This is a genomic window from Micromonospora sp. CPCC 205739, assembly GCF_036906795.1.
Taxonomy (GTDB): Bacteria; Actinomycetota; Actinomycetes; order Mycobacteriales; family Micromonosporaceae; genus Micromonospora.
The window spans coordinates 51,031-68,499 of sequence record NZ_JBAKHS010000014.1 but is presented as its reverse complement, the minus strand read 5'-3'; the positions used below and the strand labels follow the sequence as shown (position 1 = coordinate 68,499).

At 72.1% G+C, this 17,469-nt stretch carries 12 protein-coding genes; 7 read left to right on the top strand and 5 right to left on the bottom strand.

Annotation, left to right across the window (positions count from 1 at the left end; genetic code table 11):
* The first annotated feature begins 16 nt into the window (after nucleotides 1-16).
* Entirely contained in the window at nucleotides 17-1,558 is a 1,542-nt protein-coding gene (locus V6U88_RS20530) for an NAD(P)/FAD-dependent oxidoreductase (RefSeq protein ID WP_334455268.1), read from the top strand.
* A gap of 37 nt (nucleotides 1,559-1,595) precedes the next feature.
* The gene (locus V6U88_RS20525) at nucleotides 1,596-1,937 is read left to right on the top strand and encodes an MmcQ/YjbR family DNA-binding protein (protein ID WP_334455267.1); all 342 of its coding nucleotides are present in this window, start codon (nucleotides 1,596-1,598) and stop codon (nucleotides 1,935-1,937) included.
* Nucleotides 1,938-2,064: 127 nt separating this feature from the next.
* Here V6U88_RS20525 and V6U88_RS20520 read toward each other — a convergent pair whose 3' ends face one another.
* Nucleotides 2,065-3,642 (bottom strand): Na+/H+ antiporter, encoded by a 1,578-nt coding sequence (locus tag V6U88_RS20520; RefSeq protein ID WP_334455266.1) that lies wholly within the window; start codon nucleotides 3,640-3,642, stop codon nucleotides 2,065-2,067.
* A gap of 383 nt (nucleotides 3,643-4,025) precedes the next feature.
* On the opposite strand from V6U88_RS20520, the gene V6U88_RS20515 reads away from it, so the two are divergent.
* Together V6U88_RS20515 and V6U88_RS20510 are read left to right on the top strand one after the other, a co-directional pair.
* Nucleotides 4,026-4,874, top strand: a complete 849-nt coding sequence (locus tag V6U88_RS20515; protein ID WP_334455265.1) for a mycofactocin-coupled SDR family oxidoreductase — start codon at nucleotides 4,026-4,028, stop codon at nucleotides 4,872-4,874.
* Between the two features lie 155 nt (nucleotides 4,875-5,029).
* Nucleotides 5,030-5,776, top strand: coding sequence for a TylF/MycF/NovP-related O-methyltransferase (locus V6U88_RS20510; protein WP_334455263.1), 747 nt, complete (start codon nucleotides 5,030-5,032; stop codon nucleotides 5,774-5,776).
* Between the two features lie 137 nt (nucleotides 5,777-5,913).
* Here the strand turns inward: V6U88_RS20510 and V6U88_RS20505 are convergent, their stop codons facing one another.
* Entirely contained in the window at nucleotides 5,914-6,705 is a 792-nt protein-coding gene (locus V6U88_RS20505; protein WP_334455262.1) for an ABC transporter permease, read from the bottom strand.
* Nucleotides 6,698-7,675 (bottom strand): ATP-binding cassette domain-containing protein, encoded by a 978-nt coding sequence (locus V6U88_RS20500; RefSeq protein WP_334455261.1) that lies wholly within the window; start codon nucleotides 7,673-7,675, stop codon nucleotides 6,698-6,700. Before V6U88_RS20500 ends, V6U88_RS20505 begins: the two co-directional genes overlap by 8 nt.
* An 862-nt stretch (nucleotides 7,676-8,537) precedes the next feature.
* Here V6U88_RS20500 and V6U88_RS20495 point away from each other — a divergent pair.
* Complete coding sequence (locus V6U88_RS20495; protein ID WP_334455260.1) at nucleotides 8,538-8,828, top strand: hypothetical protein; 291 nt, start codon at nucleotides 8,538-8,540, stop codon at nucleotides 8,826-8,828.
* 68 nt (nucleotides 8,829-8,896) lie between these two features.
* Here V6U88_RS20495 and V6U88_RS20490 read toward each other — a convergent pair whose 3' ends face one another.
* Both V6U88_RS20490 and V6U88_RS20485 read right to left on the bottom strand, forming a co-directional pair.
* On the bottom strand, nucleotides 8,897-9,118 hold the full coding sequence (locus V6U88_RS20490; RefSeq protein ID WP_334455258.1) for an acyl-CoA carboxylase epsilon subunit: 222 nt from the start codon (nucleotides 9,116-9,118) through the stop codon (nucleotides 8,897-8,899).
* Complete coding sequence (locus V6U88_RS20485; protein WP_334455257.1) at nucleotides 9,115-10,683, bottom strand: acyl-CoA carboxylase subunit beta; 1,569 nt, start codon at nucleotides 10,681-10,683, stop codon at nucleotides 9,115-9,117. Before V6U88_RS20485 ends, V6U88_RS20490 begins: the two co-directional genes overlap by 4 nt.
* A gap of 430 nt (nucleotides 10,684-11,113) precedes the next feature.
* On the opposite strand from V6U88_RS20485, the gene V6U88_RS20480 reads away from it, so the two are divergent.
* Nucleotides 11,114-13,237, top strand: a complete 2,124-nt coding sequence (locus V6U88_RS20480) for an MMPL family transporter (RefSeq protein ID WP_334455254.1) — start codon at nucleotides 11,114-11,116, stop codon at nucleotides 13,235-13,237.
* Nucleotides 13,238-14,627: 1,390 nt separating this feature from the next.
* A complete protein-coding gene (locus tag V6U88_RS20475) occupies nucleotides 14,628-17,453 on the top strand; it encodes an AAA family ATPase (protein ID WP_334455251.1) in 2,826 nt (941 codons plus the stop codon).
* Nucleotides 17,454-17,469 lie beyond the last annotated feature (16 nt).

The following is a 17,469-nucleotide window of genomic DNA, read 5'->3' as shown; positions in this document are numbered from 1 at the left end:
CGGAGGCCGGCGGCCGGTGGAACCGCTAGATTCGCCGGCGAGGCTCACCGCAGAGCCACCCCGCTCGGCCTGCCACGTCGATGACCGCAGCCCCCGGGACTCCCCGCGCACCGAACGGGGTGGCCCGCAGGCGCGCCACGACGCCGGCACCCGGACCGCCGCCCCCCGGGAGGTCGTGGTGTACCAGTCGCCCGCGCGCGTCTTCGCCAAGCTCGGCGCCACCGGGCCCGCTCCCGCGCCATCCGTGATCATCCGACGGGCCGTCGTGCTGGGCGCGAGCGTGGCCGGACTGCTGGCGGCCCGGGTGCTCGCCGAGCACGCCGAGAGCGTGCTGGTGGTGGACCGGGACGAGCTGGGGGCGGGCACCGGACACCGGGCCGGTGTGCCGCAGGGCACCCAGATGCACGTCCTGCTGCCGGCCGGCCGGGACCAGATCGACCGGTGGTTCCCCGGCTTCTCCGGCGAGGCCGTGACCGAGGGCGCCGTCCTCCTACCCGCCGCCGCCCGCCGCAGCTACCTCGACGGCCGGCGCAAGGTCCCCGGTTCCGACGTCGACATGATCGCGGCGAGCCGGCCCTTCCTGGAGGAGCTGCTCCGGCGCCGCACCCTGGAGCTGCCCAACGTCAGCCTGCTGCCCGGGCGGGTGACCGGCCTGGAGTTCGCAGGCGGGGCGGTCACCGGCGTCCGGCACGACAGCGCGGCCGGCCCGGTCGTCACGGCCGCCGACTTCGTGGTGGACGCCACCGGCCGGTCCAGCCGGCTCGGCGACTGGCTCGAGCAGGGCGGGTGGGACCGTCCCCCGATGCGCCGGATGGCGATCAACCTGCACTACGCGACCGCCACGTTCCGGCGTACCGAAGAGCAGCCGGTGCCGGTCGCGGTGCTGGCCGCCTGCACCGCGGCGGCGGGCGGCGACATCGCCGGCGCCGCCTTCTCCGCCATCGAGGGCGGCCGGTGGATCGTGATGCTCGGCAGCTACGGCGACGACCGGCCCGGCCGGGACGCGGACGACCTGATCCGCCGGTGCCGGGAGGACTTTCCCCCCGAGTTCGCCCGGGTGGTCGACAACGAGCTGCTCGGGCCGGTCCGCACCTACCGGCAGGCCGACAGCCGGCGCCGGGACTTCCACCGCCTCCGCCGGGTGCCGGCCGGGCTGGTGGCGGTGGGTGACGCCGTCTCCTCGTTCAACCCGATCTACGGGCAGGGCATGTCGTCTGCGGCCCTGCACGCCTCCTGCCTCTCGGAGTACCTCCGCTCGGGCGGCGACCTGCGCCGCCCGCCCCGGGAGTTCCACGCGTTGCAGCGGGTCGTGGTGGACGCGGCCTGGGGGATGTCGACCTCCGCCGACCTGGCCCGCCCGTCGGTGCCCGGCCCCCGCCCCCGGGGATACCGGATCTCCCGGTGGATGGCCGATGAGATCACCGCGGCGTCGGTGACCGACCCGGTGACCGCCCGGCGCTTCGACGCCGTCGTCGAGATGCGCCGACACCCGAACTCGCTGGCCGCCCCCGCCACCCTGCTGCGCGCGGTGCGGGTCAACCGGGCCCGGGAACGCTGAACGTCGGGATGTCGCCCCCCGCCGCTACGGTCGCCACATGGTCACCGTCGCCGACGTACGGGCGCTGGCACTGACGTTGCCGCGCACCAGCGAGCACCTGATCCGCGACCGGGTGAAGTTCCGGGTCGGGGCCATCGTGTACGTCGCGTTCTCCCGCGACGAGACCATGATGGGCTTCGGCTACCCGAAGGAGGAACGCGCTGCGCTCGTCGCCGGCGAGCCGGACGTCTTCGTCCTGCCCCGGGCGTCCGACCTGCGCTTCCACTGGGTCTGCTGCCACCTCGACCGGCTCGACCACGACCGGATGACCGAGCTGGTGAGCGAGGCGTGGCGGATGGTCGTGCCGAAGTTCCTGGCCCGGCAGCGGCTGGGTGCCTGACGCCCGGTCAGCACCGCTGCCGCAGAAACTCGTAGGCCCGTTCCCGCATCGGCGCGGTGAACACGTGCCCCGCCTCGTACATCGCCAGCTCGACCCGGTCGCCGAGGGACCGGCGGACGCCGGCGCGTCAATCGCTGGCGCTCGGCCCCAGCAGCCGGATCTCCTCGATGTCCAGCGCGGCCTGCACCTCCCGCTGCACGGCGTCGTCGATCTCGTTGTTGTCGCGCAGCCGGTTGATTTCGCGGCGCTTGTGGTCGAGAAGCTGGAGCCGGAGGCGGCGGTCACGCTCTCGCGCCTCGGCGGCCTCGTCGCCGGTCTCGGCGGTGAGCACATCGTCGAGGTGCCGCTGGTAGTCGGAGCGGAGCCGGTGGACCACGTCCTCGTCGACGCCGACTCCGGCGGCGACCTCGGGCAGTGCGGCCAGGCCGGCCCGGGTGGCCGCCGTCCGGGCCTGCCGGACCTCCTCCTCCTGCTCGGTGTCGCCCCTGAGCCGCGCCCAGTTGAGCACGGCCGGCAGCGTGGTGCCCTGGATCAGGATCGTCAGCAGGATGACCATCGCGGTGCAGAAGATGATCAGGTCACGTTCGGCGACCGGGGCCCCCGCGGCGGTCGTCGTCGGCACCGCGAGCGCCGCCGCGAGGGACACCGCGCCGCGGAATCCCGCCCACCCGGCGGCGGTGCGCACCCGCCAGCCGGTCGGGCCCCGGCGTTGCCGCTTGCGCCGTTCGACGAGTTCCAGGCCGAACCCGGCAATGTGCACCATCACCATCCGGGTCACCACGACCACGGCCGTCGCCACCGCCCCGATGGCCAGCGCCTGCGTCGTCGAGGTGCTGGTGATGCTCTCCGCCGCCCGGGGGATCTGCATGCCGAGCAGGACGAACAACGAACCGTTGATCAGGAAGGTGGAGAGGTCCCAGAAGGCGTAGGCCAGCACCCGGGAGCGAGCCCGGATCACGCGAGGTCCGTAGTAGGACAGGATGAGACCGGCGACCACCACCGCCAGCACGCCGCTGGCATGGACGAGCTCCGCCAGCAGGAACGCGAGGAACGGGGTCAGCACGCTCAGCGCGCCCTCGCGCAGCGGGTCGTCGATTCGTAGGCGGATCGCGATCACGACCGCGCCGGCCAGCAGGCCGGCGGCGACCCCGCCCCCGGCCGCGAGGCCGAACTCCCCGAGCAGGGCCGGTGCGTCCGGCCAGGCGCCGCCGACGATCAGGCCGACCGTGACGGAGAAGAGCACCAGCGCGGTGCCGTCGTTGATCAGGCTCTCCGCGCGCAACGTCGTCAGGAGCCGGCGGGGCATCCGCTTGGCCAGGCCGGCGACCGCCGCGGCGTCGGTAGGCGCGAGCACCGCGCCCAGCGCCCAGGCCGCGGCCGGTTCCACCCCGAGCTGCTGCACGGCCAGCGACACCGCGACCATCGTGATCCCCACCAGCACCACGGCGAGCAACGCGATCGCCGGCAGGTTCGCCCGGATCTCGCGGAGGCTGACGACCAGGCTCTCCCGGTAGAGGATCGCCGGCAGGAAGAGCAGCAGCACCACCTCCGGCTCCAGCACCACGTGGGACAGCGGTGGGAGCAGTGCGAGCAGCGCACCCATGGTGATCAGCAGGACCGGCGGGGCCACGCTGTAGCGGCCACCGAGGGTGGTGCCGACCAGCACCGTGGCGGCCAGGACCACGATCAGGAACAGCGCCTCCACGTCACCCCCTCCGCCGGCGGCGGTCGGCACGCCGCCGCTGCGGCCGCGCCGTCCCGACCGGTTCCCGGCCGACGGCCCGACGCCACCCGCCCGGGCGCGGGCGGGCCCGCCGGTCGCCGGCCCCCCGGACATCGTGATACGGCCGGCGGCCGGTCCGGGGCGGAACGATCGATCCGGGCCGGGCGACCGCAGGCGGGCGCGGTGGCCCGCCGGCCGCGCCGTTCGCGGCAGCAGTAGGGGTCGGAAGGGGTACTCGGGCGTCCCGTACGTGGTTAGCGTCGGCCCCGAGCGGGCCACCGTACGCGAGAATGACCGCCGCACGCGGCGCTGCTCCCGGTCGGTCTCGACTCACCTTTCACGCGATCCGGCAGAGGGAGACCCACATGGGGCGGGCGGAGAACAAGGTCGTCGTCATCACGGGCGCGGCCCGTGGTCAGGGGCGCAGCCACGCGGTCCGGCTGGCCGAGGAGGGCGCCGACATCATCGCGATCGACATCTGCAGGGACATCGACACGGCCGGCTACGGCATGGCCGGCAACGAGGACCTGGAGGAGACGGCGCGCCTGGTCAAGGAGACCGGTCGCCGCGTGGTCGTCCGGCACGCGGACGTCCGCGACTACGCCGCGCTGCGCTCGGCCATCGAGGAGGGCGTCGCCGAGCTGGGGAAGATCGACGTCCTGATCCCGAACGCCGGCATCCTGCCGATGGGGCCGGACCAGCCGATCAGCGCCTTCACCGGCACCATCGACGTCAACCTCGCCGGCGTGCTGAACACGGTGCACGCCGCGCTGCCGCACTTCAACGAGGGCGTGTCGGTGATCATCGTCGGCTCGATCGCGAGTTTCCTGCCGCCGATGCCTTCCGACGTGATGGCGGGCGCCGGGTACGCCGGTTACCGGTTCGCCAAGCACGTCCTGGTCGACTACGTGAAGGCGCTGGCCCTGCAACTCGCGCCGACCAGCGGGCGGGTCAACTCGGTGCACCCGACCACGGTGGACACCGACATGGCCTTCAACAAGTCGATGTTCCAGACCTACCGGCCCGATCTCGACGACCCCACCGTCGAGGACGTCGCGCCGATCCTGAGCGCCATCCACGCCATGCCGATCTCGCACGTGACCCAGGCCGACGTGACGCACGCCGTGGTCTACCTGGCCTCCGACGAGTCGCGGTACGTCACCGGCAGCCAGATCAAGATCGACGGTGGCGCGCTGGCCATGCAGCACCTCTGACACCACCCCGCCGTACCCCTAGGGCGGGGTGGTGGACAGCCGGCGGTCGGGCCGTGCCGGATGCGGCGCGGCCCGACCGGCGCCCGGCACGGGCAACCAAGGACCGATCGACAGCGGCGTCGGCACGCGCGCCGGCCGCGGAACAGGACGGACAGATGACCGACACGGGCGTCACGCTCTACCTTGAGCTGATCAAGAAGGTGATCGCCAACGAGATCTACACCGACAACGCGGCCCCCTGGTGGACGGGGGCCGAGGGCGCCGCGGTGCCCGAGGGGGGCCTGCCCGGGACCTCCGCCGCGCACACCCTGGTCGGTCTCGAGGGCCTGGACAACGTGCAGGAGTGCGTCGAGCGCGTGCTGGCCGACCAGATCCCCGGGGACCTGGTCGAGACGGGCGTGTGGCGCGGCGGCGTCACCATCCTGATGCGCGCCATCCTCAAGGCGCACGGCGTCACCGACCGGCGGGTCTGGGCCGCCGACTCCTTCGAGGGCGTGCCCGAGGCGGGGGAGGGCAGCCACCCCCTCGACCAGGAGATGGCCCTGCACAACCTGAACAGCATGCTCAGCGTCTCGGCGGACGCCGTACGGGCCAACTTCAAGGCGTACGACCTGCTCGACGAGCAGGTGGAGTTCCTGGAGGGGTGGTTCTCCGACACCCTGCCGGCTGCGCCGATCTCCTCGATCGCCGTGCTGCGCCTCGACGGCGACCTGTACGAGTCGACCCGGGAGGCGCTGATCCCGCTCTACCCGAAGCTCTCCGCGGGCGGCTTCATCATCATCGACGACTACAACATGGAGCCCTGCCGGGCGGCGGTGCACGAGTACCGCGACGAGCACGGGATCACCGACGAGATCCGGCCGGTGGACAACGGCGGGGTCTTCTGGCGCAAGACCGCCTGACCCGCGTACGCCGAGAAGGGCGCCGCCTCCCGACGGAGGCGGCGCCCTTCTCGTGTGGCCTTGCCGACGCATGCGCGAAGGCCCTTCTCCAACGGGGGAGGAGAAGGGCCTTCGCTGTCGGTGACCGACGCCGGCGGTCAGTCGGTCTTTGTCTGGAAGAAGACCGCGGCGAGGGTGACGGAGACGACGAGGATGCCGACGGACCAGGTGAGGGCGATCCACGGGTTGTCGCCGACCGGCCGGTCGAGCAGGAACCCGCGGACGCTCTCGATGATCGGCGTCGACGGCTGGTGCCGGGCCACGCCCTGCAGCCAGCCGGGCAGCGTGTCGATCGGCACGAACGCGCTGCTGACGTACGGCAGGAACATCATGATGAAGGCGAAGCTGGCCGCCGCGTCGGTGGACTTGGTGAGCAGCCCGACCACCGCGGAGAGCCAGGACATCGCCAGGATGAAGGTGACCAGGATGCCGCCGGCGGCGAGCCACTGGAGCAGGCTGGCCTCGGGCCGGAACCCGATGAGCAGGGCCACCGCGATCACCACGACGGTGGAGACGACGTTCTTGATGACGCTGGCGGTGACGTGGCCGCCGAGCAGCACCGCCCCGCTGACGTCCATGGACCGGAAGCGGTCGATGATGCCGGTGCTCATGTCGTTGGCGACGCCCACGCCGGTCTGGGCGGCTCCCCACACCGTGCAGAGCAGCAGCACGCCGGGGGACACGTAGGTCACGTAGTCGCCGCCGGTCTGGATCGCCCCGCCGAAGAGGTAGACGAAGAGCACCATCATCATGATGGGCAGCATCAGCGCCATCATCAGGGCGTCCAGGTCCCGGCTGGTCAGCCGGGTGCAGCGCCCGATCATGGTCACCATGTCGGTCCCCAGCGAGGTGGGCCGGGGCCGGTTGCGCAGGACGATGGTCTCAGTCACCGACTGTCTCCTTCACTCTCTCCACCTCCGGGGCCGGGGTGGGGTGACCCGTCAGCGCCAGGAACACGTCGTCCAGCGTCGCGCTGTGCACCTGGAACTTCGTGATCCGGTTGCGCTGCGGGTCTGCCTCGTCCAGCACGGCCCGCACCTGGTTGGCGGAGCCGTCGGTGGTGACCCCGATCGTCAGCAGGTCGAGATCCTTGGTGACCACCCGCTCGCCCAGCAGCATGAGGACGTCCTCCAGCGCCGTGCGGTCGACCAGCTCCAGGTCGAGGCGCTGACCGGCGACCCGCTCCTTGAGCTGGGTGGGCGTGCCCTCGGCGACGATGGTGCCGCCGTCGAGCAGGGCCACCCGGTCGGCCAGCCGGTCGGCCTCCTCCAGGTACTGCGTGGTCAGGAAGATGGTCAGGCCGTTGGCGGCCAGGTCGGCGATGACGCCCCACAGCGCGAGGCGGCTGCGCGGGTCCAGGCCGGTGGTCGGCTCGTCGAGGAAGACCACCGACGGCGCCCCGACCAGGCTCGCGGCGAGGTCGAGCCGGCGGGCCATGCCGCCGGAGTAGGTGGCCAGCCGACGGCCACCGGCGTCGGTCAGGTCGAACCGGGCGAGCAGTTGCGTCGCGCGTTCCTGCGCCTCGGCGCGGGACAGGCCGGTGAGCCGGCCCATCATGCGCAGGTTCTCCTCGCCGGTCTGGTTCTTGTCGATCGCCGCGTACTGCCCGGTGAGGGTGATGGCCCGCCGCACCTTGCGGCGCTCCTTGACGACGTCGAAGCCGGCGACCCGGGCGCGGCCCGCGTCGAGGGAGGTGAGCGTCGAGAGGATGCGGACGGTGGTGGTCTTGCCCGACCCGTTCGGGCCCAGCAGGGCGAAGACGCTGCCCCGGGGGACGTTGACGTCCACGCCCTTGAGCACCTGCACGTCGCCGTAGGACTTTCGTAGCCCGGTGGCTTCTATTGCCAATTCGTAGGCCATCGTGGTTGCACTCCTCGCCGTCCCTGCTCCGGGTGGTCTTCTGCGTGCCCCGTACGCTGATTCGTGTAGACTGTACGCAGTTCGATGTTTGCCTGTCAACCGGCTTCGATGCCGCAGGTCAGGCCCGTTTTTCAGCGCCCGTCGCGCGCCTGCCGGCGGCGGCTCGCCGGGCGGCGCCGGGGTCGTGTCGGCCCGGGGTTGGCCCCGCTGTGGTCGAGGGCTTCCCCCGTGCCTGTCGCCACGGCCCGCAATGGGAGGTGGCGGGGCTGGATTTCCCGTGCCCGACAATGCGCGGAATCATCGCTGCCGGCTCGGCGGCGACGCGTTCGGAAAGGCTTTCACTCATTTTCCGTCATCCGGGATCAGATGGGGGATGACCCTGACTTGTGGCCCGGCGGAACGTTCGCCGACCCCTAGGTGGCGACCATTGGCACTGCTCACCGCCGTGATCCGGAAGGAGTCCGTCGACCGCCCATGGGGGTTCCGGGAGACCGGTCCGGGGCCCGTCGCGCGGTGTGGGCTTGACGCGCCGAGTACGCGGTGTGTACGGTCTGCACATAACGGTATACGGCATACACAGAAGATTTCGGAGTCCTTTCCCGAGCTGATTTCTGTTCGGTTCGAGGTTGACGCCGGGAAAGTCGCCACACTCATTTCGTTCTCACTTGTCGCATTGATGCTCGACTTCATTCGTTTCGTCGCGCCCCGTGCGGACGCGGCGGTGGAGGGCGGCGAACGATGCGGCGGCGCGGACGCGAGGGCGGAGGCGGCCGGCGGCGCGGGAGAGGGCACCCACGGGTGGTCGCCGGGGCGGGCCACCCGGGAGGTGAGGGCGACGGTGATCGGAGCGCACGGAGAGCGGATGAGGGCGATGTCGGGAGGAATGGTGGGCCTGCGTTGGGAACGCAACGTGGAGGTCACGGTGTCCCCGGACGGGTGGCTGATCCTGCACCGGCAGCCCACCGCCGTCACGTACCGGTATCCGCCCTTCGTCACGGTCTCCTGGATCTCGCTGCAACGGCACGGCGGCGACCTCCACCTGGCGGCCGACGAGGTGGCCACCAGCTGGCAGGCCGACCGGGCGGAGATCATCGTGGTCATCGGCCGGTGGCTCGACGAACTGCGCGAGGCCGGGCTGGTGCGGGAGGACTGACCACGCCGACCGCCGGCGCCCCGGTGCCGTCGCGACCCGGTCGTGCCGCGGCGGCGGTGTCGAGGGGGTCAGTGGCATCGCGAGGCCCAGGCGCCCGGCGCCCGGTAGTCCACGGCCGACCAGGACGCCTCGGCCCGCCGCGAGACGGTCGCGCTCCCGTCCCGGGCGGCGCGCAGCGAGCACATCAGCGCCACCGTGGCCGCCGCGAGCTCCTCCTCGGTGGGAGCGCCCCGGACCACCACCAGACGGGGGACCGGCCCGGCCGCGTCGAAACCCTCCGGCGCGGTCACGTCGGCGGGTTCCCGTGCTTGCGCCCCGGCAGCTGCACCCGTTTGGCCCGCAGCGTCTCCAGCGCCCCGACCAGCACCGCGCGCGTCTCCGCCGGGTCGATGACGTCGTCCACCAGGCCCCGCTCGGCCGCGTAGTAGGGATGGACCAGCTCCTGCTCGTACTGCTTGATCCGCTGCCGCCGGGCCGCCTCCGGGTCCGGCGCCGCCGCGATCTCCCGGCGGAACACCACGTTGGCCGCGCTCTCCGCGCCCATCACCGCGATCTCGTTGCTCGGCCAGGCGAAGGAGAGGTCCGCGCCGATCGACCGGGAGTCCATCACGATGTACGCCCCGCCGTACGCCTTGCGCAGGATCACCTGGATCCGGGGCACGGTCGCCGAGCAGTACGCGTACAGCAGCTGGGCGCCGTGCCGGATGATCCCGCTGTGCTCCTGCGCGGTGCCGGGCAGGAAGCCGGGCACGTCGACCAGGGTCACCAGCGGGATGCTGAAGGCGTCGCAGGTCTGCACGAAGCGGGCCGCCTTGGCCGAGGCCGGCCCGTCGAGGGCGCCGGCGAGCATCCGGGGCTGGTTGGCGACGATGCCCACCACGTGCCCGTCCAGCCGGGCCAGACCGCAGACTATGTTGCGGGCCCAGGAGGCGTGCACCTCCAGCAGGTCCCCGTCGTCGACGATCTCCTCGATCACCTCGCGCATGTCGTACGAGCCGCGGGAATCGGCCGGCACCAGGTCGAGCAGGCGCGGGCAGCGGCGGTCCGGCGGGTCCCCGGTGGGGTGCACCGGGGGCAGCTCCCGGTTGTTGGAGGGCAGCAGCGAGAGCAGGTGCCGCACGTCGGCCAGGCACTCCGCCTCGGTGTCGTACGCGAACGAGACGGTGCCGGTGACCGAGGCGTGCACCTCCGCGCCGCCGAGCTGCTCGTGCGTCACCGTCTCGCCGGTCACCGCCTGCACCACGTCCGGCCCGGTGAGGTACATCTGGGCCACGTTGCGCACGGCGAAGACGAAGTCGGTCAGCGCCGGGGAGTACGCCGCGCCGCCGGCGCAGGGCCCGAGCATCACGCTGATCTGGGGGATCACCCCGGACGCCTGCACGTTGCGGCGGAAGATGCCGCCGTACCCGGCCAGGGCGGTGACCCCCTCCTGGATCCGGGCGCCCGCGCCGTCACCGAGGCAGACCAGGGGCGCGCCGGCCGATTCGGCCATGTCCATGATCTTGTGGATCTTGTCGGCGTGGGCCTCGCCCAGCGACCCGCCGAAGATCCGGAAGTCGTGCGCGTACGCGAAGACCGTCCGGCCGTCGACCTTGCCCCAGCCGGTCACCACGCCGTCGGTGTGCGGGCGGCGGTCCTCCAGCCCGAAGCCGGCGGCCCGGTGCCGGCGCAGCTGCTCGATCTCCCGGAAGGTGCCCGGATCGAACAGCAGGTCGAGCCGTTCCCGGACGGTCAGTTTGCCCTTGGCGTGCTGCTGCGCCGTGGCTCGGGGCCCCGGTCCGGCCACGGCCGTGGCCTTGACGGAATGCAGCTCGGCCACCCGGGACCCGAGGTTGGAATGCGGTTTGTCCACCATGCGCCGTCGCCCCTCACGCTCGCCGACGTCGACCCGCGTCAACCGGCCGGTCGGGTTCTCACGTAACCACCGCCCGCGGCGGCACGACCAGAACGGTCGCCCCCTAACCCCGGCGACCGATCCCCTAGCCGCCCTCCCGGCCACCCCAGGTTCATCGCCGTTACCGCAGGTCAGCGCGGTTGTGGGCGGGGTCGGCGAAACTGATCGGACACTCTGCCGAAGAGCTTGACGGTGTTCTGCCGTACTGCTTAGCATGTACGCGTGGGGCATACGCAGAAGCGTGCCCCGTGTGGTGGGGCACCTTTGGAAATGGCCGTTCAGGCCCGATGAGCGACGAGGTCTTGTCCCCGTCTCCAGGCGGACGACGCCGGGATCTCCGTGCCCTGGACGATGAAATCGGCATAGACGGGCATAGAAGGGTTTCGGCTCAATGAGCGATTCTGTCGGGCTACTGGCCAAACTGCCGAGTGGTCGGCGTTCCAAGTGGGCCATCCTCGCGTTGTGGATTGTCCTCGCCGTCGTGCTCGGCCCGCTCTTCGGCAAGATCGAGGACTACGAGGACCGCACTCCCTCGGGCAGCCTCCCGCGCGGCGCCGAGTCCACCGCCGTGATGGAGGAGCTGGACAAGTACCGCTCCGCCTCGGAGGCCGTCCCGGTCGTCGCCGTCTACACCCGGGAGGCCGGGATCCAGGACGCCGACCGGAGCAAGGTGGAGGCCGACCGTGCGGCCTTCGCCAGGTTCGCCGACGGCGGCGCGGCCATCGAGCCGGCCATCCCGTCGCAGGACGGCAAGGCGCTCATGCTGGTCGTGCCGCTCACCCGCGACGACGTGGAGATCGACTTCGCGGTCAAGGACCTGCGGGCCGCCGCCCAGGCCGGCGCACCGGCCGGGCTCGACGTCGACCTCGGCGGCCCCGGTGGCCTGCTCAACGACTACACCCAGGCGTTCGAGAACCTCGACGTCAACCTGATGATTGCGACCAGCTCGATCGTCGTGGTGCTGCTGTTGCTGATCTACCGCAGTCCGTTCCTCTGGATCTTCCCGCTGCTGGCCGTCGGCTTCGCCAGCGCGCTCACCCAGGGCGTGGCGTACCTGCTCGCCAAGCACGCCGGGCTGCCGGTCAACCCGGCGAGCTCCAGTCTGCTGATGATCCTGCTGTTCGGCGTCGGCACCGACTACGCGCTGCTGCTCATCGCCCGCTACCGCGAGGAGCTGCGCCGGCACGCCGACAAGCACCTGGCCATGGGCATCGCGCTGCGCCGCTCGGGCCCGGCGATCCTCGCCTCCGCGGCGACCGTCGTGGTCGGTCTGGCCTGCCTCGCCCTCGCCGACATGCAGAGCGCCCGCAGCCTCGGCCTGGTCGGCGCCACCGGCGTGCTCTGCGCGTACCTGGCGATGGTCACCATCCTGCCGGCGCTGCTGGTGATCGCCGGCCGGTGGGTGTTCTGGCCGTTCGTGCCGAAGTTCGGCCAGGAGGCCCGGGAAGGGCGCGGGTTCTGGTCCCGCATCGGTACGGCCGTCGGCCGCCACCCCCGGGTGGTCTGGCTCGGCTGCCTGATCGTGATCGGTGGCCTCGCCGTCAGCGCGCTCGACATCAAGATGGGGCTGGCCCAGACCGAGGTGTTCCAGACCAAGCCCCAGTCGGTCACCGCGCAGGAGAAGCTCGCCCGGCACTTCCCGTCCGGCGCGTCCGACCCGGCCATCCTGGTCGCCGACGCCGCCGCGGCCGGGCCGGTCAAGGCCGCCGCAGCCGGTGTCGACGGTGCGACGGTCGGCCAGGAGTCGCCCAGCCCGGACGGACGCCGGGTCATCATCGACGTGGTGCTCCGGGACGCGCCGGACAGCGCCGCGGCGAAGGAGACCATCGACGACATCCGGGACGCGGTGCACGCCGTACCCGGGGCCAACGCGAAGGTCGGCGGCACGACGGCGGAGACCCTCGACATCGACCGGGCCTCCAGCCGGGACGCCAAGGTGGTCATCCCGGTCGTGCTGGCGGTGATCCTGCTGTTCCTGATCATCCTGCTCCGCGCCCTGGTGGCGCCGCTGGTCCTGCTCGGCACGGTGGTGGCGTCCTACTTCGCCGCCCTGGGCGCGTCGCACCTGCTCTTCAAGCACGTGTTCGGGCACGAGGGGACGGCCTGGCAGTTGCCGCTGGTCAGCTTCGTCTTCCTCGCGGCACTCGGCGTCGACTACAACATCTTCCTGATGACCCGGGTGCACGAGGAGGCCGCGCGCCACGGCCACGCCGAGGGCGTACGCCGTGGTCTGTCGACCACCGGCAGCGTCATCACCTCGGCCGGCATCGTGCTGGCGGCGACCTTCGCGGTCTTCGCCTCCATGCCGGTGGTCGACATGATCCAGTTCGGGGTGGTGGTCGCGGTGGGTGTCCTCCTCGACGCCTTCCTGGTGCGGACCCTGCTGGTGCCGGCGCTCTCCTTCGACATCGGCCGGGCGAGCTGGTGGCCCGGGCGGCTCTACCGGGACCTCGGCAAGCCGGCCACCGCGCCGGTCAGCCCCGGGGTGCCGGGCCCGGTGCGGGCCACCAAGTAGCGGCCACCGGGCGGGGCGGGCCGGGTCGGTCCGCCTCCCCCCTGGGTGGGGCTGGGCGCTCTGCCACGGGCGGTCGATGCAGGCGCCGCGTTGGCGGGACCGTGACCCGGGGCAAGGAGCTAGCGACCCGGAGCAGGACGTGAGGTCAGCGATGGCGGCGCGCCCGACGATTCGTCGGGCGCGCCGCCTCGTCGCTTCACAGGCCTTGGATCCGGCTGCGCCGATCCTGAACTGGTCGGGCGGTCAGGGCACCACCTGGCGCAGAGCGCCGACGCCGCGCTGCCCGTGGTGCGGCGCGGTTTGCGGTGTGTCGGGGTGACGATCGGCCGGGATGCCCCGACACGCCGCAAAGCGGGGAGGGGTTCTCGCCGTCGATCGGGGAGTCGTCGGGCGCTCGGCGTCGGCGGCGGTCGCTCGGGCGACCTGCCGTCGGCGACATGACCGGGGGCGTCGAGCGGGGCGGCCGGGCGTCGACCACCGGTAGCCGGTGCCGCTGGGCGGCTGACGGGCGTCGGCCGGCTCGAGCTGGTGGAACGGCAGCTGGTCAGGCCCGCTGGTTCCGGTGGGTGGCGGCGCGCCGCCGGCGAGCCCGGGTCGGTGGCCATTGGCACCGCAGCGGCTGCCGGGCGGCCCTGGTCATCACCGCGCCCCAGGTGGGGTGGTCCAGCACGCCCTGGGCGCTCCGATGTGGGCCGCCCGCCTTCCGGGGCGCCACCGGGACGACGTGACACGCCGGGTTCTGCGGGAGGTGGGACGGGCCGCCTGTCGGGAAAGGGTCAGGCCGACCGGCCTGCAGCGGGATGGGACGCCGCTGGTGGCGGTCCCAGCGGCGCGAGTCGCATCGCTGTCCGGCGGTCCCGGCCGGCCGGACGGCCAGCGCGTGAAGGCCCCTCGTCCGGGCGGTCGACCGGCCCCGCCGAGGTCCGGTCAGGTCACGGCCAGGTCACAGACCGGCTGTCGGGTGACCACGGGCCGGCGGGTGCGGGCCGGTGCCCCGCCGGCGCGACCCGGTAGGAGCGGAGCGGACCTGCGCGAATGCGGAGAAGCGGCCGCACTGGGCTTAGGAAAGTGAACAATAAGTTGCCGGATCAAGTAACGTTTCGTGACACCTGAAGATCGTTCACAGCGATCCTCGTATTGATTAGCGGTCGAGCCGGCGACGTGTGCAGACGCAATAAAAATGGGACACACCGACGAACTGGACATTCTGCAATTCGCCTGGATCGGATCGCCGACAGAACGGCCTGGCCAGGGGCCTGTGCCCGATCTGTGCTAAAGAGGGTGGACTGGCATCACCGTCGATCTGCGGATATGATACGCGGCAACGTGGCTACCAGTGTTGGAGCGTTTCGACTACTACGCTATCTAGGGGTATGCAAACGTGGCGACCATGGGATATGAGGGGGCCCTGTCGCTGTTGCAAGGGCTCCTTCGCCAATGCGACGGCTCAACCGGTCGACTGGCGCTCGTCGAGGGGGGACTGGCCAGCGGTAAAACATATCTGCTCCGTCAATTTTCGCGTTACGTGGCGGAGACGGATGCGTTACTTCTGACTGGTACGGGATCGCGGGCGGAGCAGTCGGTGCCGCTCGGCGTGGTCGACCAGTTGTTCCGGAGTGCCGACCTGGTGCACGCGCTGCCCGAACGGGCCGCCCGGCTCATCGGTTCGGTGGACCCGACCGGCCAGGACGGGGGATGGTCGGACCCACCTGCGGAGCCCGATGCTCGATCGGGCTGGATGCGTGAGTTCTGCGGGGTGCTGCTGGGCCTGGCCCGGGAGCGCACCGTCGTGATCGTCATCGACGATCTGCAGTTCGCCGATTCCGCCTCGCTGCGGCTGTTGTTGTCCTTGCAGCGACGGATGGATGCGGCCCGAATGCTGCTCGTCCTCGGCAAGTGGCACCGGCGCCGGCCGACTCTGCCGCTTTTCTACACGGAACTCACCCGCCAACCGCACGAGAGCATCAAGTTGTCCGCGCTGACCGTGCCGGACATCGCCGATCTGCTCGCCAGGAAATGGGGAAAGGCAGCGCCCGATTCGGTTGCGCAGGAATACCACGAACTGACGAATGGTAATCCGCTGTTGGTGCACGCGCTGCTCGACGACAATGCGGCGGAAGTCGGCAACGAGGACGGGGCCACGCCCGTCGTCGGTGACGGATATGCCCATGCCGTGCTCGCCGGCCTGCACCGGTGGGACGCGCAGCTGCTGGACGTGGCCGCCGCGGCCGCGGTGCTGGACGACCGTTCCGATCCGGCCCTGATCGGCCGTCTTCTCGGAATGCGGACGGAAACCGCCGAGGAGATCGTCGGAATACTGACCGAGGCCGGCGTGCTGCGGGACTGCCGCATGCGGCACAGCCTCGGCGGCACCACGGTGCTGGAGAGCATGAGCGCGGCCGATCGGGCCGCCGTCTACGTCCGCGCCGCCGACCTGCTGCACCAGCAGGGTGCCCCGGCGGCCGAGGTCGGGCGGCACCTGCTCCACGCCGAGCAGGTGCCCGCCGACTGGGCGGTCGCCGTCCTGCGTACCGCCGCCGACCAGGCGCTGGCCGGGGACGACCCCGACCAGGCGGTGCGCTACCTGGAACTCGCGCTCTCCGGCTGCACCGACCGCAGGGAACGGATCGCCATCATGCACGCGCTGACCGGCGTGCTCTGGCGACGGAACCCCTCGGCCACGCTGGCGTACCTGCCCTGCCTGCAGGGCGCGGTGCAGGACGGGGAACTGCACGGGCCGGACGCGGCGGCGGTGATCCGCTACAGCCTCTGGAACGGCGACGAGGACGCGGCGGCCCAGGCGGCCACGGCGCTCGGCGCGTCCGGCGACCCGGTCGACGCGCAGACGGCGGCCGAACTGGCCGTCAGCTTCCACTGGTTCCTCGGCACGGCCCGCGGGCGGCTGCCCGAGTTCGGGTCCAACGGCACCACCCACCCGAGGGACCTCTGGGCGGACGCCGCGCAGCGGCTCACCTCGCTCTGGGGCCGGGGCGGCGGGGAGGCCGCCACCACCAGTGCCGAGCACATCCTGCGCAGCTGCCAGATCGGTGAGACTCCACTGGAGGTGGTGGCCGCAGCGTTGCTCGCGGTGCAGCGCGGCAACAAGCCGGAACTCGCCCGCACCTGGTGCGACCGGCTGCTGCGGCAGGCCGCGGAGCGGGGGGAGGTCACCTGGCAGGCGGTGCTCTCCTCGCTGGCGGGCAGCATCGCGTACCGGCGCGGTGACCTGGTCAACGCGATCCGGCACGCCGAGCAGGCGCTGGCCCTGCTGCCGGAGAAGGGCTGGGGGGTCCTGATCGGTCAGCCGCGCGCCACCCTGATCGTCGCGCGGACGGCGCGGGGCGAGTTCGAGCAGGCGGCGCAGGTGCTCCAGGCGCCGGTGCCCGACTCGATGTTCGGCACCGTGTTCAGCCTGCCGTACCTGCGGGCCCGGGGGCAGTACCACCTGGCCACCGATCGGGTGCTCGCCGCCGGGCGGGACTTCCAGCTGTGCGGCCGGCTGATGCGCGAATGGGACGTGGACGTGCCGGCGCTGATCCCGTGGCGCAGCGACCTGGCCGAGGTGAACCTGCGGCTCGGCCGCTCCGTCGAGGCCCGGGACCTGCTCACCCAGCAACTGGAGCGGGCCCGCGGGGCCGACGTCCGGGTGCGGGGCATCTCGCTGCGGGTGCTCGCCGCCGCCAGCGAACCGGCGCAGCGTCCGACGCTGCTGCGGCAGAGCGTGGAGTGCCTCCAGGCGGCCGACGACCGGCTGGAGCTGTCCAAGGCGCTGACCGCGTTCAGCGTCGTCCGGCAGCAGCTCGGGGAGTTCGACCGGGCGCGGGTGCTGGCCCGGCGGGCCGCGCAGGTCGCGCAGGCGGGTACGACCGGGCCGGCGGTCCCCGCCGGCGGGGACCGGCCGGTCGAGCCGCCCGCGCTGGTCGGCCGCTGGCACGACCGGGAGAAGGAGGGGCGGCACGTGCTCAGCGAGGCCGAGCGTCGGGTGGCGAAGCTGGCCGCGTTGGGTCACACCAACCGGGAGATCAGCCAGACGTTGTACATCACCGTCAGCACCGTCGAGCAGCACCTGACCCGGGTCTACCGCAAGCTCGGCATCACCCGGCGCACGGACCTGCCGGCCGAGCACGAGCTGCGCAAGCGGCTGTCGGAGTCCCGCGGCGAGGGTGCCGCCGGGCTGCTCCACGCCGGGCAGGACTGGGAGGAGCTGGCCGGCTGAGGGGAGACCGCGCCCG